Annotated in this window: 12 protein-coding genes; 6 read left to right on the forward strand and 6 right to left on the reverse strand. The window is 66.2% G+C overall.

Translation table 11 applies throughout. The features are described 5' to 3' along the window. Positions 1-54: 54 nt before the first annotated feature. The 5 genes from RM779_RS12800 to RM779_RS12820 all read left to right on the forward strand — a co-directional run bounded on the left by RM779_RS12800 (position 55) and on the right by RM779_RS12820 (position 6,691). On the forward strand, positions 55-879 hold the full coding sequence (locus RM779_RS12800) for a carboxymuconolactone decarboxylase family protein (protein WP_311617812.1): 825 nt from the start codon (positions 55-57) through the stop codon (positions 877-879). 79 nt (positions 880-958) lie between these two features. Next, positions 959-1,633: an isochorismatase family protein gene (locus tag RM779_RS12805; RefSeq protein WP_311617813.1), complete on the forward strand. Its 675-nt coding sequence runs from the start codon at positions 959-961 to the stop codon at positions 1,631-1,633. Then, the gene (locus RM779_RS12810) at positions 1,630-3,510 is read left to right on the forward strand and encodes an anthranilate synthase family protein (RefSeq protein WP_311617814.1); all 1,881 of its coding nucleotides are present in this window, start codon (positions 1,630-1,632) and stop codon (positions 3,508-3,510) included. Before RM779_RS12805 ends, RM779_RS12810 begins: the two co-directional genes overlap by 4 nt. Beyond that, positions 3,489-4,331, forward strand: a complete 843-nt coding sequence (locus RM779_RS12815; RefSeq protein WP_311617815.1) for a PhzF family phenazine biosynthesis protein — start codon at positions 3,489-3,491, stop codon at positions 4,329-4,331. Before RM779_RS12810 ends, RM779_RS12815 begins: the two co-directional genes overlap by 22 nt. A 1,121-nt stretch (positions 4,332-5,452) precedes the next feature. Further along, complete coding sequence (locus RM779_RS12820; RefSeq protein WP_311617816.1) at positions 5,453-6,691, forward strand: MFS transporter; 1,239 nt, start codon at positions 5,453-5,455, stop codon at positions 6,689-6,691. Positions 6,692-6,953: 262 nt separating this feature from the next. On the opposite strand, the gene RM779_RS12825 is transcribed toward RM779_RS12820, so the two are convergent. Together RM779_RS12825 and RM779_RS12830 are read right to left on the reverse strand one after the other, a co-directional pair. Beyond that, the gene (locus RM779_RS12825; protein WP_311617817.1) at positions 6,954-8,246 is read right to left on the reverse strand and encodes an LLM class flavin-dependent oxidoreductase; all 1,293 of its coding nucleotides are present in this window, start codon (positions 8,244-8,246) and stop codon (positions 6,954-6,956) included. 10 nt (positions 8,247-8,256) lie between these two features. Further along, positions 8,257-9,198, reverse strand: a complete 942-nt coding sequence (locus RM779_RS12830) for an LLM class flavin-dependent oxidoreductase (protein WP_311617818.1) — start codon at positions 9,196-9,198, stop codon at positions 8,257-8,259. A gap of 406 nt (positions 9,199-9,604) precedes the next feature. On the opposite strand from RM779_RS12830, the gene RM779_RS12835 reads away from it, so the two are divergent. Continuing rightward, complete coding sequence (locus RM779_RS12835; protein WP_311617819.1) at positions 9,605-9,802, forward strand: hypothetical protein; 198 nt, start codon at positions 9,605-9,607, stop codon at positions 9,800-9,802. 24 nt (positions 9,803-9,826) lie between these two features. Here RM779_RS12835 and RM779_RS12840 read toward each other — a convergent pair whose 3' ends face one another. The 4 genes from RM779_RS12840 to RM779_RS12855 form a co-directional block, all read right to left on the reverse strand. After that, a complete protein-coding gene (locus tag RM779_RS12840) occupies positions 9,827-10,735 on the reverse strand; it encodes a TIGR03619 family F420-dependent LLM class oxidoreductase (RefSeq protein WP_311617820.1) in 909 nt (302 codons plus the stop codon). Between the two features lie 804 nt (positions 10,736-11,539). Next, entirely contained in the window at positions 11,540-12,472 is a 933-nt protein-coding gene (locus RM779_RS12845; RefSeq protein ID WP_311618010.1) for an NADP-dependent oxidoreductase, read from the reverse strand. A 138-nt stretch (positions 12,473-12,610) separates the two neighbouring features. Continuing rightward, complete coding sequence (locus RM779_RS12850) at positions 12,611-13,201, reverse strand: antibiotic biosynthesis monooxygenase (RefSeq protein WP_311617821.1); 591 nt, start codon at positions 13,199-13,201, stop codon at positions 12,611-12,613. Positions 13,202-13,225: 24 nt separating this feature from the next. Continuing rightward, entirely contained in the window at positions 13,226-14,668 is a 1,443-nt protein-coding gene (locus RM779_RS12855) for an aldehyde dehydrogenase family protein (protein ID WP_311617822.1), read from the reverse strand. Position 14,669 lies beyond the last annotated feature (1 nt).

Here is a 14,669-nt window from a genome sequence, read left to right on the forward strand (position 1 = left end):
CTTCAGGATGAAACCCGCATGGTCGGCAGCGGCCGTCCGAGAGCAGGTGACGGTATGAGCGCGGAACCCCCTTCAGTACAGAAACCTTCGCCGGCGCGGGAGTCGCCCTCCCCACAGGAACTCAGGCGCGCCGTCATCGAGATGCACGGTGCGTGGGACGAACAGTGGGAAGCGGTACTTGAATTCGCCCCGCACCTTCTGGCGGCCTACGTGCGCCTCGCGGGCGTGCCCCATCGCAAGGGGCACCTCGACGGCAAGACACGCGAGCTGGTCTACCTAGCCGTCGACGCGGCGGTCACACACCTGCACGCCCCCGGAGTACGCCAGCACATCCGCCGGGCCCTCGACCTGGGCGCCACCCCCGGCGAGATCACCGAGGTCATCGAACTCACGACGCCCGTCGGTATCCACGCGATGAACATCGGCGTGCCGCTGCTCGCCGAAGTCCTGGAAGAGCGCGGTCTGCGCGACGGTCCCGGTGAACCCGACCCGCACCAGCAAGAGCTGAAGGAGCGGTTCACCGCAAGCCGCGGCTACTGGAACCCGTTCTGGGACGAGATCCTCGAGCTCGATCCCGAGATGTTCGAGGCCTACACCGACTTCTCGTCGGTGTCCTGGCAGCACGGCAGTCTGGAACCAAAGGTCAAAGAATTCATCTACACGGCGTTCGACTGTGCCGCCACGCATCTGTACGCCAAAGGCATCAAGGTGCACCTGCAGAACGCGCTCTGTTATGGGGCGACCGCTGGCGAGCTGCTGGAAGTCATGGAGATCGCCGCCACGATGGGGATACAGAGCGCACTTCAGGCATTTCCCGTCCTGCGTCAGGAACTACTCACGCGGCCGACTGCGGTGGCGGCGGCTCAGGAGGACGCGTGAACAAGCCGTCTCATGCGCACGTGGTGATGCCCGCATGGCGAGGCGGGCTGTATCCCAACCGACCATTGGGGAAGAAGTAATGGCTGGAATTCCGCCTATCCAGTCCTACCCGCTGCCCGGTACAGCCGACCTGCCGGTCAACACCGCGACGTGGCAGGTTGACCACCGCCGCGCGGTACTGCTCGTGCACGACATGCAGCACTACTTCCTCGCGCCGTTCCCGGAAGATCAGGCACCCATGCTTCAGCTGGTCCCCAACATTCAGCAGATGATCAGCACCGGGCGGAACCTGAACACGCCCATCGCCTACACGGCCCAGCCAGGCAGTATGACCGACGATGAGCGCGGACTGCTCAAGGATTTCTGGGGTCCGGGCATGCGCGCCGAAGCCGGGGACCGAGCCATCATCGCGCCCCTGTCGCCGACGCCAGACGACTGGGTCTTCATGAAATGGCGCTACAGCGCCTTCTTCAGATCGGACCTGCTGACGCTGATGCGCGAACGTGGCCGTGACCAGTTGGTCCTGTGCGGGATCTACGCGCACGTCGGCATACTTGCGACAGCGGTTGAGGCGTTCAGCAACGATATCCAGACCTTCATAGTCGCCGATGCCGTGGCCGACTTCTCCCCCCGCCACCATCAGCTCACCATCGAGTACGCGGCACGGTGCTGTGCGGTCGCGCTCACAACCAGCCAGGTCCTCACGCAGTTGGCCTCCTCATCAAGCTCCACGGGGCGGGGCGTGACCGCGTGACCGGAGACCTGCTCGACCGCATCCTCGAGCCCCGGCCGCCCGCGTTCGCGCTGCTGTATCGGCCTGAAAGCAGAGATCGGGGGAGCCTTGACGTCCTTGTCGGCACGACGTCGATCCAGTCCAGGCTCGCGGAGCTGCCCCTCCCACCCGCGACGGCACCACCTACCGGTTCGCCCGCCCACGACCTGGTGGCGGTCGTGCCGTACCGCCAACTCGCCGAGCGCGGCTTCGAAAGCCATGACGACGGCGCGCCGCTGGCCGCGATCACCGTCACCGATCAGGCCGTGCTTCCCGTAACGGAGGCACTGGCCCGCATTCCCGACATTCCGATCCGCTTGGCCGGCGGCCGTTTCGACATCGATGACGAAAGCTACGCCAAGATCGTGCGGAGGATCATCGACAACGAAATCGGCACCGGCGAAGGAGCGAACTTTGTCATCAAGCGCTCGTTCGTCGGCACGATCGAGCACTACCGCGTCAACCACGCGCTGGCGTTCTTTCGCCGGCTCATGCTCCGCGAATCAGGGACGTACTGGACCTTCCTCGTACACACCGGCCAGCGCACATTCGTCGGCGCGTCCCCCGAGCGGCACATCAGCGTGGGTGGGGACGTCGCAGTGATGAACCCGATCAGCGGCACGTACCGATACCCGCCTGCCGGGCCTGACCTGCAGTCATTGCTGGCCTTCCTCGCTGACACCAAGGAGTCCGACGAGCTTTACATGGTGCTCGACGAGGAACTGAAGATGATGGCGAGGGTATGCGAGGGCGGCGGCCGTGTAGTCGGGCCGTACCTGAAGGAAATGGCCAGGCTCGCGCACACCGAGTACCTCATCGAAGGACGCAGCACCAGCGATCCGCGCACCGTGCTGCGGGAGACGATGTTCGCACCGACAGTGACAGGCAGTCCGCTGGCGAGCGCGTGCCGGGTCATCAACAGGTACGAGACCAAAGGCCGCGGCTACTACAGCGGCGTTGTGGCCCTGATCGGCCGTGACGTGACGGGACGACGTGAACTCGACTCATCGATCCTCATCCGCACAGCCGACATCAGCGGCAACGGCCGGCTAGAGCTGGGGGTCGGCGCAACCCTGGTACGCCACTCCGATCCGAGAACCGAGGTGGCCGAGACCAAGACCAAGACCGCCGGATTGCTGGCCGTCCTGGACGGCGGCCCCGAGAGATTCGCGGAGCACCCCGAGGTGCGCGCAGCGCTGTGCGAGCGTAACGCGGGCCTCGCCGACTTCTGGCTGGCTGATGATCGGGACCGCATCGATCCGGCGCTCACGGGCCTGCGAGCACTGGTCGTGGATGCGGAGGACACCTTCACCGCGATGCTGCATCACCAACTGCAGTCGCTGGGGCTGGAAGTCACGGTACGCCGGTTCGATCAGCCACATCCATTCGACGGCTTCGACCTGGTGGTGATGGGCCCGGGCCCAGGCGATCCGCGCGTGGCCGACGATTCGAAGATCGCGCAACTGCGCACCGACATCGATGCGTTGCTACTGTCGCGCACGCCGTTGCTGGCCGTTTGCCTGAGCCACCAGGTGCTCAGCCAACGGCTCGGGCTTCCGCTGACGCGCAGAAGCGTGCCGAACCAAGGCGTGCGATGCAAGATCAACCTTTTCGGTCAGGCCGAGCAGGTCGGCTTTTACAACACGTTCGCCGCGTACTGCGGCGCCGACGAGTTCGACCTCACTGGTATCGGCTGTGTTCAGGTCTGCCGCGATACCGAGAGCGGCGAAGTACACGCGCTGCGGGGCCCCTACTTCTCCTCGCTGCAATTTCATGCGGAGTCCGTGCTCACCACCGGCGGCCCTCGCATTCTGGCCGAGCGAATGAAGGAGGCATTATGGGGCCGTACGAGTATGTAGTCGCAGATGTGTTCACTGAGACGCGCTTCGAAGGTAATCCGGTCGCGGTCTTCCTTGATGCACGGGATTTGTCGACAGGTCAAATGCAGTGCATTGCCAGAGAAATGAATCTGTCGGAGACCACGTTTGTCCTGCCCGCCAAGTTCGATGGCGACGTGAGAGTGCGTATCTTCACTCGAGTGAACGAACTGCCGTTCGCGGGGCATCCGGCACTGGGGACCGCTGTTGTACTCGCTGGGAGGCACTCGGGCGACCTGTTGCGCATGGAGACCGGGATGGGTGTAATCCCATTCGAGCTCGACCGGTCCGGCAGTCATGCGGTCTCTGCGCGGATGAAGCAACCTGTGCCGGTATGGGCCCCATATGAACATGCTCGCGACTTGCTTACTGGACTGGGTCTCGCTTCATCGACCTTACCCGTGGAGGAGTACCGCAACGGTCCCCGCCATGTCTACATCGGACTCCCAGACATCGACGCTCTGTCTGCGGTGGAGCCAGACCTGCGGACACTGGCGCGGCTACCGGACATGGCTGCCAATTGTTTCGCCGGCAAGGGTGACCATTGGCGAATGCGTATGTTCTCTCCTGCTTACGGGGTGGCCGAGGACGCCGCAACGGGTTCCGCGGCCGGCCCACTCGCTGTTCATCTAGTCAGACACGGACTGATTTCTTGCAGTCAGCAAATTAGAATCCTGCAGGGCGTTGAGATGGGGCGGCCATCTACGATGATCGCGACCGTATTCGGATCTCCTGACCAGGTCGATTCGGTTGAAGTCGCGGGCTCGGTGGTGATCGTGGCACAAGGAACCCTGCAGATCTGACACCTGTGCGTCCTCTGAAGAATGTAAAAAGCGACCCTTTCCAGCTCCCGCCTGCCGACGGTGCAGGGCTTCGGTGTAGTCACGTGACGCCATGGTGTCCCAGCCTTCCCGGCCGTTCGACGACCGCCGGGAAGCGCTCGGCGGAGCTGGGGACGGCCCGCGAACGCAGCCGAGCAGACATCCCACTACGGAATCTTCTCCATCCTCCGTTGAAGCGCGGGGGAGGGGCAGGCCGGACTGGGGTGATCGCGGCGATGCGGTTGGTGCTGTAGCCCGGTTTCCCAGCAGGACCCACCCCTTCACAGCGGCCATGGCCTATTCGCCCACGCAACGGATCTTCGCCTGCGTGCGCTGCCACCACCGCCGGATCGGCTTGCAAGGTGGGCGTGGGCGTCACCACGGCGAAAGTGGGGCAGGACGATCGGGCGGGTGCCCTCTGGCAGCGCCGCCATCGGCAAACGATTTCGTCGGTGTGACAGGAACCGGCTGCCCCGAGGAGACGGCGCTGGCCTGCCACCAGCCCCCTGGGCTTTGCGGCTGCGGTTGACCTGCTGCACCAGGGCGGTGAGCTGCGCGGTGCCCGGCTCTCCAGATTGCGTGATGTGCAGTCCCAGGCCCTCCTTGACGCCGCTGTCGCTTGAGTTGCTTGACGGTCCCGGGACATCCGTGACGATCTTGTCGTTGGTAGGGGCATGGGTGAGACGCAGGAGCCCGACGGGATAGCGGATGACGACTGGATGATGGAGCCGACGGCACCTTCGTCGTCGCCCGGCAGAAACTCCGGCCCGGCGTCCCGCACGCCGGCAAGACCGTCACCGTGGTCATCGAGGAGACCTGCTTCCGTGTCCTCGATGGCGAGGTCGAGATCTCCAGCCATCCTCGCAAGGGCGGCCCCATCACCCGATACATCGCCGAGTCCCGCTGACCGTCAACCATCACCTGAAACTGTCAGGCATCATGCGAGACATCGCCAAGAAAGCCCCATGACCGATGTCGAGCATCGGCCCGGACCTCACATACGGGGAGAAGGAACTGGCCGTTGACAATTGCTCAGGCACGCCCCGCGTCCGGGCCTGACTCAAAACATTACTGTGCCTGGTGGGTCCTGCGAGACTCCTACGATGCGCAGCTACCGAGACCTGTTCCGCACCCCGGAGTTCACCCCGTTTTTCCTTGCCTACGCCACCAACACCGCGGCCCTGACAATGAGCGGCCTGGCTCTGGCGACACTGGTCTACCGGGACACCGGCTCGCCGCTGCTGTCGGCGCTGAGTATGTTCGGTCCGCAGCTGGCGCAGGTACTCGGGGCCACGTTCCTGCTATCAGGCGCCGACCGGTTGCCTCCGAGATCGACGCTTGCCGGGGTTGATTTCGCCTTCGCGGTCGGCACGGCCGCGCTGGCACTGCCCGGTCTCCCGCTCGGGGCCGTCTTCGCAGTTGTATTCCTGCAGGGGTTGATCGCCTCGTTGGTCGGTGGAGTTCGTGGAGGCCTGCTGAATGAGATCCTGACCAAGGACGGCTATGTCCTGGGGCGTTCGGTGTTCAATATGAGCTCCTCGCTCATGCAGGCCATCGCCTTCGCGACTGGCGGTGCCCTGCTGACGGTCCTGTCCCCGCGCGCCTGTCTGCTCCTGTCGGCGGCGCTGTACGCCGGGTCGGCTCTGGGTATCCGCCTGGGCCTGGCCGCCCGCCCACCGCGCTTCACGGGCCGCCCGTCCATCAGGGCGACTTGGCGCACGAACAGGCTGCTGTGGTCCTCGCGCCCCCGCCGCCTCACCTATCTGGGCTTGTGGGTCCCCAACGGCCTCATCATCGGCTGCGAATCCCTTTACGTCTCCTATGCTCCCCATGCCGCCGGCACGCTGTTCGCCTGCGCGGCGCTGGGGATGCTCGCTGGCAACCTGGTCGTCGGCCGCCTCGTACCGCCCGCGCTGCGCCCTGGGCTGGCCGTCCCGCTGCTTCTGTTGCTGGCCATGCCTTACCTGATCTTCGCACTGCGGCCTGATGTGTTTTGGGCCGCCCTGGTCGTGTGTGTCGCCTCCGGCGGCTTCGGCGCGAGCCTGGTGCAGGTGGAGCGCCTCATGTCCCTCACTCCCGACGAACTGACGGGTCATACCCTCGGGTTGCACGGTGCCGGAGCGCTCACCATGCAGGGCGTGAGCGCGGTCCTCGCTGGCACGGTGGCACAACTGGCCTCACCGGCTACGGCGATGGCGGTGATGGCCGCGACATCGGTTTCGGTGACTCTGGCCCTCGCGGCGGCGGGCAGGCGCCGGAAACGATGTCCAGGTGTTGCGGGTGACGGCGAGCCGGCGGCCGCAAGCATGCCTGGAGACGCGGAGGCGGGTGGTGACAAGTAGGGGCCATGGGGGCGGAATGTGCCGATATGAGCAACTGGAGGCGCACCACGCACCAAAGCGAAAACGCGTCCGCAGTGATTCTGGCTGACCCTGCTGGGCTGCCCTGCTGTGCCGACGCATACGCGCTGCGTCATCGATGCCGGTCTGTGAGCCGAGTGGCGCTCGGCTGAGAGATCGGCTCGCGGCGCCGTCCGGTCCGGCTGGGCCCGCGGCATTGCCGAGTAGCGGCTGCGGGCATGTCTGCTGACCATTGAGGCAGGGGTCAGTTGCTCCCGGGGCGAACTGGTTGTAGGCCGAGGTGTTCGCGCAGCGTGGTTCCGGTGTATTCGTCCCGGAACACACCTTGCTCAACGAGTAGCGGCACCACTTTGTCGACGAATTCGTCCAGTCCGTCTGGGACCACTGGAGGCCACAGGATGAACCCGTCACACGCGTCGGACTGCACAAACCGGTTAATCTCGGAGGCGATCGTCTGTGGACTGCCGACAAATGCTGCCGGCAAGGTCACCTCCATGATCATCTCTCGCAATGAAAGGTTTTTCTCCTTGGCCACTTCCCGCCACTTTCGTACGGTTTTGGTCGGGTCCGGCCCGGCAATCATGGCCCGTGGTCGGGTAGTCCCGTTGTCGCCGAGTTCCGGCTCGATGTCGGGAAGGGGGCCGTCGGGGTCGTACCCGGACAGGTCCCGGCCCCACGCCGTCTCGGCCATCGTTATCGCGTACTGCGGGCTCACCCGCTGGCGCCGCACCAGGTTATTCAGTTCCTTCGCCTCCTCGTCGGTGTCACCGAGCACGAAGGAGGACGCCCCCATGATCTTGAGCTGGTCCTTGTTGCGGCTGTACTTGGCCATTCGTTGCTTGATGTCGGCGTAGAACTCCTGCCCTGCCTCGAAGGTGCCGCCCCGCCAGAAGATCGCGTCGGCGGTTGCCGCGGCGAAATCGCGGCCCTTGTCGGAGTTGCCAGCCTCCATAATAACCGGTCGGCCCTGCGGCGGGGTCGGCACCGAGAACGTGCCCTCGATGTCGAAGTATTTGCCGTGGTGGGTGAAGTCGGCGGCGCCTCCGTCCCACATCTGACACATGGCGCGTAGGAATTCTTTGCCGCGCTCGTAGTGCTGCCCATCCTGTTCCGAGATGAAGTTGCCCCGACGGAAGTTCTCGCCATGAATTCTCGCGGTGGTGACGAGGTTCCCTGCGGCTCGGCCGGCGGACAGGTGGTCGAGGGTGGCCAACTGGCGAGCCAACTCGAAGGGCTCGCTAAAGGTCGTGTTGTAGGTGCCAACGAGCCCCAATAACTTGGTCACCGACGACAACGCCGAGAACAGAGCAAGCGAATCCGGTCGGCCGGCCACGTCCAGCTCGAAAATCTGGCCATCTACCTGGCGCAGCCGAAGATGCTCAGCGAGGAATAAGAAGTCGAACTTGCCCCGCTCAGCGGTGCGGGCGAGGCGCGCGAACGATTCGAATTCGATGTAGCTGCCCGCACTCGGGTCGCTCCACACCGTGTGATTGTTGCTGCCGGGGTAGTGCGCGGCCAAGTGGATCTGCTTGGGCATCTGGCGCTCCTCAGGCGGCGTAGCGGCTGGTTGGCCGGTCAAGACGGAGTAAGCCGCGCAGGGTGTCGGCTTCGTACTGCTCGCGGAAGACGCCTCGGTCACGCAGGATCGGCACCAGTGCCCGGGTGATGGCGGTGAGGTCGGTGTCGAGGTCGCCGGGGCGCAGGCGGAACCCGGTGAGCCCCGCCTCGGCCCAAGCCAGCAATTGGTTGGCCAATCGCTGCGGCGTACCGGCGAACACGTGTGCGTCGGCGTCGCGGGCCCGTAGATTGGCGTCGTCGCCCAGATAGACGACCAGGTCACCGAACACATGCTTACCGTCGGTGGGCACTGGCTCTGCGGGGTCGACCAGCACCAGGTCGGCCCAGGGCGCCGGGGTGCCGATAACAGGCAACTGCCCTTGGGGTGGCCGAGGCGTGATCAGGGGCCCCTTGACACTGAAGAACTGGCCCTCGAAGTCGATGTAATGCAGTTTGTCGCGATCGACGAACCGTGTGGTCGCCGCGTCGCGGATCACGGCGTCGTCCTCCCAGCTGTCCCACAGCCTACGTACGACCTCGACGTAGTCCGCTGCCTCCGCGATCAGGTCCGGGGTCAGCCCGGTAATCACTCGGCGCCCGAAGTGGGCAGCCTCGGCCGGGTCGCTGGAGATCACCGGCAACCACCCGGCCCGTCCGCGGCTCGCATAGTCCAGGGTGGCCAGGGCCTTGGCGAAATGAAACGGCTCGGTGTGGGTGACAACGGAGGTCGGCACCAGACCAATATGCCGGGTCATCGGTCCGAGCGCGGCTGCGACCACTAGGGCGTCCAGCCGCGGCGTCGCGCCGAGCGAATCGTCGAAGGTCACGAAGTCCAGCTGGCCACGCTCTGCCTCCGTGACTAGTTCTGCCAGGTCGCGGAGAGTGAATAACCTGGCGCCGTCGAGGGCGACCGCGAGGTGGAGTGCTGTCATGAGCATCGCGATACCCACCTGTCTGGGGGCTTACTCCAGCGTCGGGTGATGGCCGACAGGTACTGGCCAACAGACTTGCGCGCCGCAGTAGGGCCAGTTCCTTCTCCAGCCGTTCCACCTGGCGGCGCAGCTTCTCCAGCGCCCCGGCATCCCGCGCGGTCTGCCATTCCTTGACGTGCGAGTGATACCGGCGCTCGCGGCGCAGGACCGCGCCCTTTTCGTTCTTGGGCGCGGCGTCGTACTCGGCCAGATCCGCAGCTTGTACTCAGGGCTGAAGGAACGACGCTTCGGCCGGGGAGGGGGTGATTCGCCTGTCGTGCCCTCTCAGGTTGACCCGACGAAGCGGGATGTCTCACCCAAGGCTGACAGAGAGGGGCACGGCACAGAAACCTACTGTGGCCTGGCCATGGCCCACCTCATCGCCGCCGATCGCTACCACCACCTCGACACGGAGATCCGCCCCGCCTTCCGACGCGGCGAGATCGTCGTCAGCGACCGCTGCCTCGCCTCTTCCCTCGTGCCTCAGGTCATGGACGGATCGACCAGCAGGAGGTGCGGCAGCTCAACCAACACGCTGACCTTCCCGACCTCGCCGTGCTGCTGACGGGCCTTCGCCGTGCCGCGGCTTTCAGCGCGTCAGGTCCAGTGTTTGCCGGAGCATCTCCAGGGCTTGGTCCACGCCCTCGTCGGCCAGGTAGACGAAGTCCACGAAGACGTGGTCGACGTCGGTCTCGTCTCCCGTACGGAGGATGATGTCCGCGATCTCCGGCACGGTCGACTCGGAGGTGGGGTTGATCCTCAGGATGGCGTCGATGCCGGCCGGGTCGCGCTCTTCGGCCTCGGCCATGCGGCGAACCTGCTGCAGCGGCCGGTTGACCACTGCGGCAGGGTCGAACGCGGAACCCTGAACGGGCACCGCCACGGGAAGTATGCCGTCCGCGCGACGGGCCGCCCGGCGTTGGGAGGCCGGGGCGAAGCCGGACAGGTAGACCGGAGGTCGAGGGCGCTGGACCGGCTTGGGCCCGATGTGCGCGGCGGGGAACGCGTAGTGCCTGCCGTCGTGTTGTGCGACGGGCTCGGTGGTCCACACCGCCTCCAGCACATCCAGACACTCGTCCAGCCTCGTGCCCCGCTCCTCCCAAGGAACGCCCACGCCCTGGTACTCCTCGGGTGACCAGCCGGTGCCGAGACCGGGTATGAGACGCCCCCCGCTCACCACATCGACGCCGGTCAGCGACCGGGCGAGTAGCAGCGGGGGATACCAGGGTGCGATGAGTGCGGAGGTGCCCAGCAGCGCCCGTTCGGTGACGCTCGCGGCAACACCCAACGCCACGAACGGGTCAAGCATGGTGTGCAGCTGCCACGGAATCGTGTCCATGCCGCCGTAGCCCACGCTCGGATGCACCGCGGCCAGCACGCGGTCACCCACCCATAGGCTGTCGGCTCCGAGTTCCTCGGCCTGTCGGGCGAAGTCGGCGAGCTTACTGAGCTCTTGAGCCATCGCGCCGTACTGAGGAAGCGAGAATCCGATATGCATGCGAAACTCCTGGAGAGACAACGACAAATTGACCGATTTGCCTGATGAAGCATCAACTCGGCATTGAGTCCTCCCAGTGACTGGGGGACGCCACCGCTCGATCACCAACGCGCGCCATGGCCTGGCTCGCCGGGTGCCCACCTCCACCGCCGCAGCGCACCCTCATCTGCTGCCGCGGACTCACCACATGAGATGGCTCCTCATGGGGTGCGCGCACCAGGCATCTTCAGCCTGGCACGAACCTACGTCGGCCGCTCGGGCTCGCGAATCGGTCGCCGTATCGGTCGCGGCACGCACTGCGCCGCCGCGTGGTCGAGGTCGATGGGGTGTTTCTGGCCGCCGGTGCGGTGCAGGAGCCGCAGGCCTTCGGTGGCGCAGATGCCGGTCGCGACCACGCGGGCAGGGCGGCTCACGAGCCGAGGACAGTGGTACCGGCCGTGCAGGCGGACCATGGGCAGCTCCTGGGTTCCATGACCGGAGCGACGCCCGAACGGCCGACGGGGCGGCAGCGGCGGAATCACCCGTGGCCTCGGAACGGTCGCACCACCGCGGCCGCGCGGCGCTGCTCGACGGTCGTCCGCAGGGCGCACCGAGTCACCTGATGCCGCTCACGCCACCTGTGCGCTGTTCGTCACCATGCGCCGTCGAGTCGGCTGTGCGGTTGGGGAACGCCGACATCGTCGAACCCCAGAGTGCGCGGCGCACGGGTGCGACGTGGCCCCGTACCATCGGCCATCATCTCCGTGCCCTTGTGCTTGCTTGGCGGCCTGGCGGCAGGGGGCGATCAGGTGTGGACAGGGCGGGTTACGGGACCAGGACGATCTTTCCCGTGGTGTGGCCGGCCATGATCTTGCGGTGGGCAACGGCGGCCTCACGCAGCGGGTAGCCATCCGCGATCACGACGCGCAGTCGGCCGGCCGCCGCCGCTTCCGTGAGCTTCAGGCGGGCGGCTTCCCGGATCTCGGTGCCGGGGTCGCCACCGGGCGCGCCGCCCAGGAGTTTGATTCCAGCGCGAATCCCGCGCTCGTAGCCCGCGATGGTGGCGATGCGGACGCGGTCCGGCACGAGCTCCACGGAGACGTCCACCGCCTCGTCGGTGCCCACGAGGTCGGCGGCCGCGTGCACGCCCTCCGGCGCCATCGTGCGTACCCGGTCCGCCAGTCCCGGCCCGTATACGACCGGCATCGCTCCCAGCTCCTGGAGCAGGTCGTGCTTGGCCTGGCTTGCCGTGGCCACAACGGTGGCGCCGCGTGCCACCGCAAGCTGCACGGCCATGAGGCCGACGCCTCCCGCGGCACCGTGAATGAGCACCGTCTCGCCCTTGCTCAGGCCGATCGCTTCGAGAACGTGTACGGCGGTGACGCCGGCGGCCAACAGCCCGCCGGCCTGCTCCCAGGACAGGGCGGCAGGCTTCGGCACCACGGAAGAAGCCGGTACGACGAGTTCAGCGGCATAGGCGCCCGGCGCGTGATAGGCGATCACTTCGTCACCGACCGAAATCGGACCCGCGGGGCCGACCGCGCCGGCGCCGACCGCGGTCACCACGCCGGCCGCTTCGACACCGAGCCGCAGCGGCAGTCGCTCCGGATCGGCACCCAGGGCACCGCTGTACAGCTTGTAGTCGAAGGGATTGATACCGGCCGCGCGGACCGTGACGCGCACCTGATGCGACTCCGGCTTTGGAACTGCGGTGTCGATTACGGACAAAACCTCGGGGCCTCCATAAGCGCCCGCCACTACTGCTTCGCTCATATCAGAAGACAACAATTGCACGAGTCACTCCATTTTTCGTGCGTACCGGTCCGGCGGGAGTGCCGTCCCGGGAACGGCTCATCGAATGAGTCAAGTCGGCTCGGGTCGTCCCCAGGGGCCCCGTTATCGCGTTGGTCCCTCGCGCGCGGTCGAGGTCGGGGAATAGAGCCAACGGCGAAGAACGAGGGTCACGGTCGGCATCATCAGGTACGTCATCAACGTACTGAACAGCAGCGCGAGAATCAGCACCCGCGCCAGCAGCGGTAGAGCACTGAGCGCCGGGCCCAGAAGGCCATTGCCGATCAGCGATATCGGGAGTATGGCCGCGAAGGCGGCGAGTGCCATCTTCCACCTGGCCGGTGCGACGGTGATCGTGTCCTGTGGACTGGTGAACCAGGTTTCCATTCCGGAGAGTTCGCGACGGGCCACTTCGGTCTGATGGTGGCCGTCACAGTTGTCGAACAGTGCTGCCCGCTCAGGTGACGTCGTCCAGCCCCGGGCGGACTCGTGATCTCGGAACCGGTGGATGAGGACCCACGGCCCGGCGGTCGTGGGAGGTCGGAACAAACCATCCCCCAGGTGGCCGGGAAAAGCGGAGGCGACGTTGGTCACCCGCCCGAACCACTCCCGGAAGTCCTGCTCGTAGCCGGGCTCCACGGTGCGCGCGGTGAGCAGGGTGACGTCGGTCGGGCCGATGTCGTCTGTCTCGGTCATTGTTTATCGTCCTGCCGTCGTGAGCTATCGGAGCCGTGGCGCCACGTGAACGAGGTGCTTGGTCTCCTGAAACTCCTCGATTCCGCGAATGCCGTTCAGGCGGCCCACTCCTGACTGTTTGAAGCCGCCCTCCTCGAACTGGTCGTGGATCACGGCCCAGGTGTTGGTCCAGACGGTTCCAGCCCGCAGCTCACGACCGACGCGCAGGGGGCGGTCGACATCACGGGTCCACATGCTCGCGGCGAGGCCGAACTCGGTGGCGTTGGCGCGTGCGATGGCGTCGGCCTCGGAGTCGAAGGGTTCGAAGGTGGCGACCGGTCCGAACACCTCGCGTTGCACGATCGGTGCGGATATATCAGCGACCTCGATCAGGGACGGGCCGAGAAGTGCCCGATCCCGCTTGCCCCGCACGAGCACGGTGGCGTAATCGGCCGCGGCGGCCACGATCTGTTCGACCCGTTGGGCGTTGCTTTCGTCGATCATGGCGCCCATTTCGCTGGCGGGGTCGTCGCCAGGCCCGACCCGGACCGTTTCGAGGGACGCGACGAGCCGTCGGCGGAGTTCGTCGGCGACGCCGCGCTGGACGAGTATCCGACTACCCGTCATACAGAACTGCCCCGCGAAAGTGGTGATCGCCTTGGTGAGCACGGGCACGGCCGCGTCCAGGTCGGCGTCGTCGAACACGAGCATCGGAGTCTTTCCGCCCAGCTCCATGGACAACGCTTTCAGCGTCGGAGCGGCCTGTTCCATGATCACGCGGCCGACGGCGGTGGAGCCGGTGTAGCTGACGACGTCGACATCGGAGGAGGAGACGAGCTCCGGAGCCCCGGCGTTTCCGCTTTCGGTGAAGACGTTGAACACGCCCGGGTCCAGGCTCGGAGTGTCGGCGATGATCTCGCTCAGCAGTCCGTTGACCAGGCCGGTCTGTGCCGGCATCTTCATGGCCACAGTGCAACCGGCGGCCAGGGCGGGTGCGAAGGATCGCGCCGAGAGGATGACCGGTGAGTTCCACGGCACGATCACACCGGCGACGCCCGCGGCCTCGCGCAGGGTCATCGAGTAGAAGCCGGGCCGCACTTCCGCGGCGCGGCCGTGGTCGGTGACGGCGAGCGCCGCGTAGTAGCGGAGCTTGGGGATGGTGCCCTCGACCTCGAGAGCCGCCTCGGAGAGCACTTTTCCGTTCTCTCGCGCCAGGAGGGTGATCAGTTCTTCCCCGCGGTTCTCGAGCCGGTCGGCCAGCTCGTGCAGCGCTGCCGCACGTCGGTGGCGATCGCGGGACCACTCCGTGGAGTCGAAGGCGCGTCGGGCCGCGGCCACGGCGGACCTCGCTTCCTCCGCGCCGCCGTCGGCGAACGTGCCGAGCAGGTCGTTCGTCGCGGGGCCGCGCGACTCGCCGCGGGAGCCGGAATCGTGCCAGCGCCCGTCGATGTAGTGGCGCGCATGGGGCAGGGGTCGGGATGTGGGCATG

The organism is Streptomyces johnsoniae, assembly GCF_031845565.1.
Taxonomy (GTDB): domain Bacteria; phylum Actinomycetota; class Actinomycetes; order Streptomycetales; family Streptomycetaceae; genus Streptomyces; species Streptomyces johnsoniae.

Coding starts and splice junctions, on each gene's coding strand:
- RM779_RS12850 (WP_311617821.1), bottom strand. CDS start 13,201: ATGACCGAGACAGACGACATCGGCCCGACCGACGTCACCCTGCTCACC.
- RM779_RS12835 (WP_311617819.1), top strand. CDS start 9,605: ATGGCCCACCTCATCGCCGCCGATCGCTACCACCACCTCGACACGGAG.
- RM779_RS12805 (WP_311617813.1), top strand. CDS start 959: ATGGCTGGAATTCCGCCTATCCAGTCCTACCCGCTGCCCGGTACAGCC.
- RM779_RS12830 (WP_311617818.1), bottom strand. CDS start 9,198: ATGACAGCACTCCACCTCGCGGTCGCCCTCGACGGCGCCAGGTTATTC.
- RM779_RS12800 (WP_311617812.1), top strand. CDS start 55: ATGAGCGCGGAACCCCCTTCAGTACAGAAACCTTCGCCGGCGCGGGAG.
- RM779_RS12820 (WP_311617816.1), top strand. CDS start 5,453: ATGCGCAGCTACCGAGACCTGTTCCGCACCCCGGAGTTCACCCCGTTT.
- RM779_RS12815 (WP_311617815.1), top strand. CDS start 3,489: ATGGGGCCGTACGAGTATGTAGTCGCAGATGTGTTCACTGAGACGCGC.
- RM779_RS12840 (WP_311617820.1), bottom strand. CDS start 10,735: ATGCATATCGGATTCTCGCTTCCTCAGTACGGCGCGATGGCTCAAGAG.
- RM779_RS12825 (WP_311617817.1), bottom strand. CDS start 8,246: ATGCCCAAGCAGATCCACTTGGCCGCGCACTACCCCGGCAGCAACAAT.
- RM779_RS12855 (WP_311617822.1), bottom strand. CDS start 14,668: ATGCCCACATCCCGACCCCTGCCCCATGCGCGCCACTACATCGACGGG.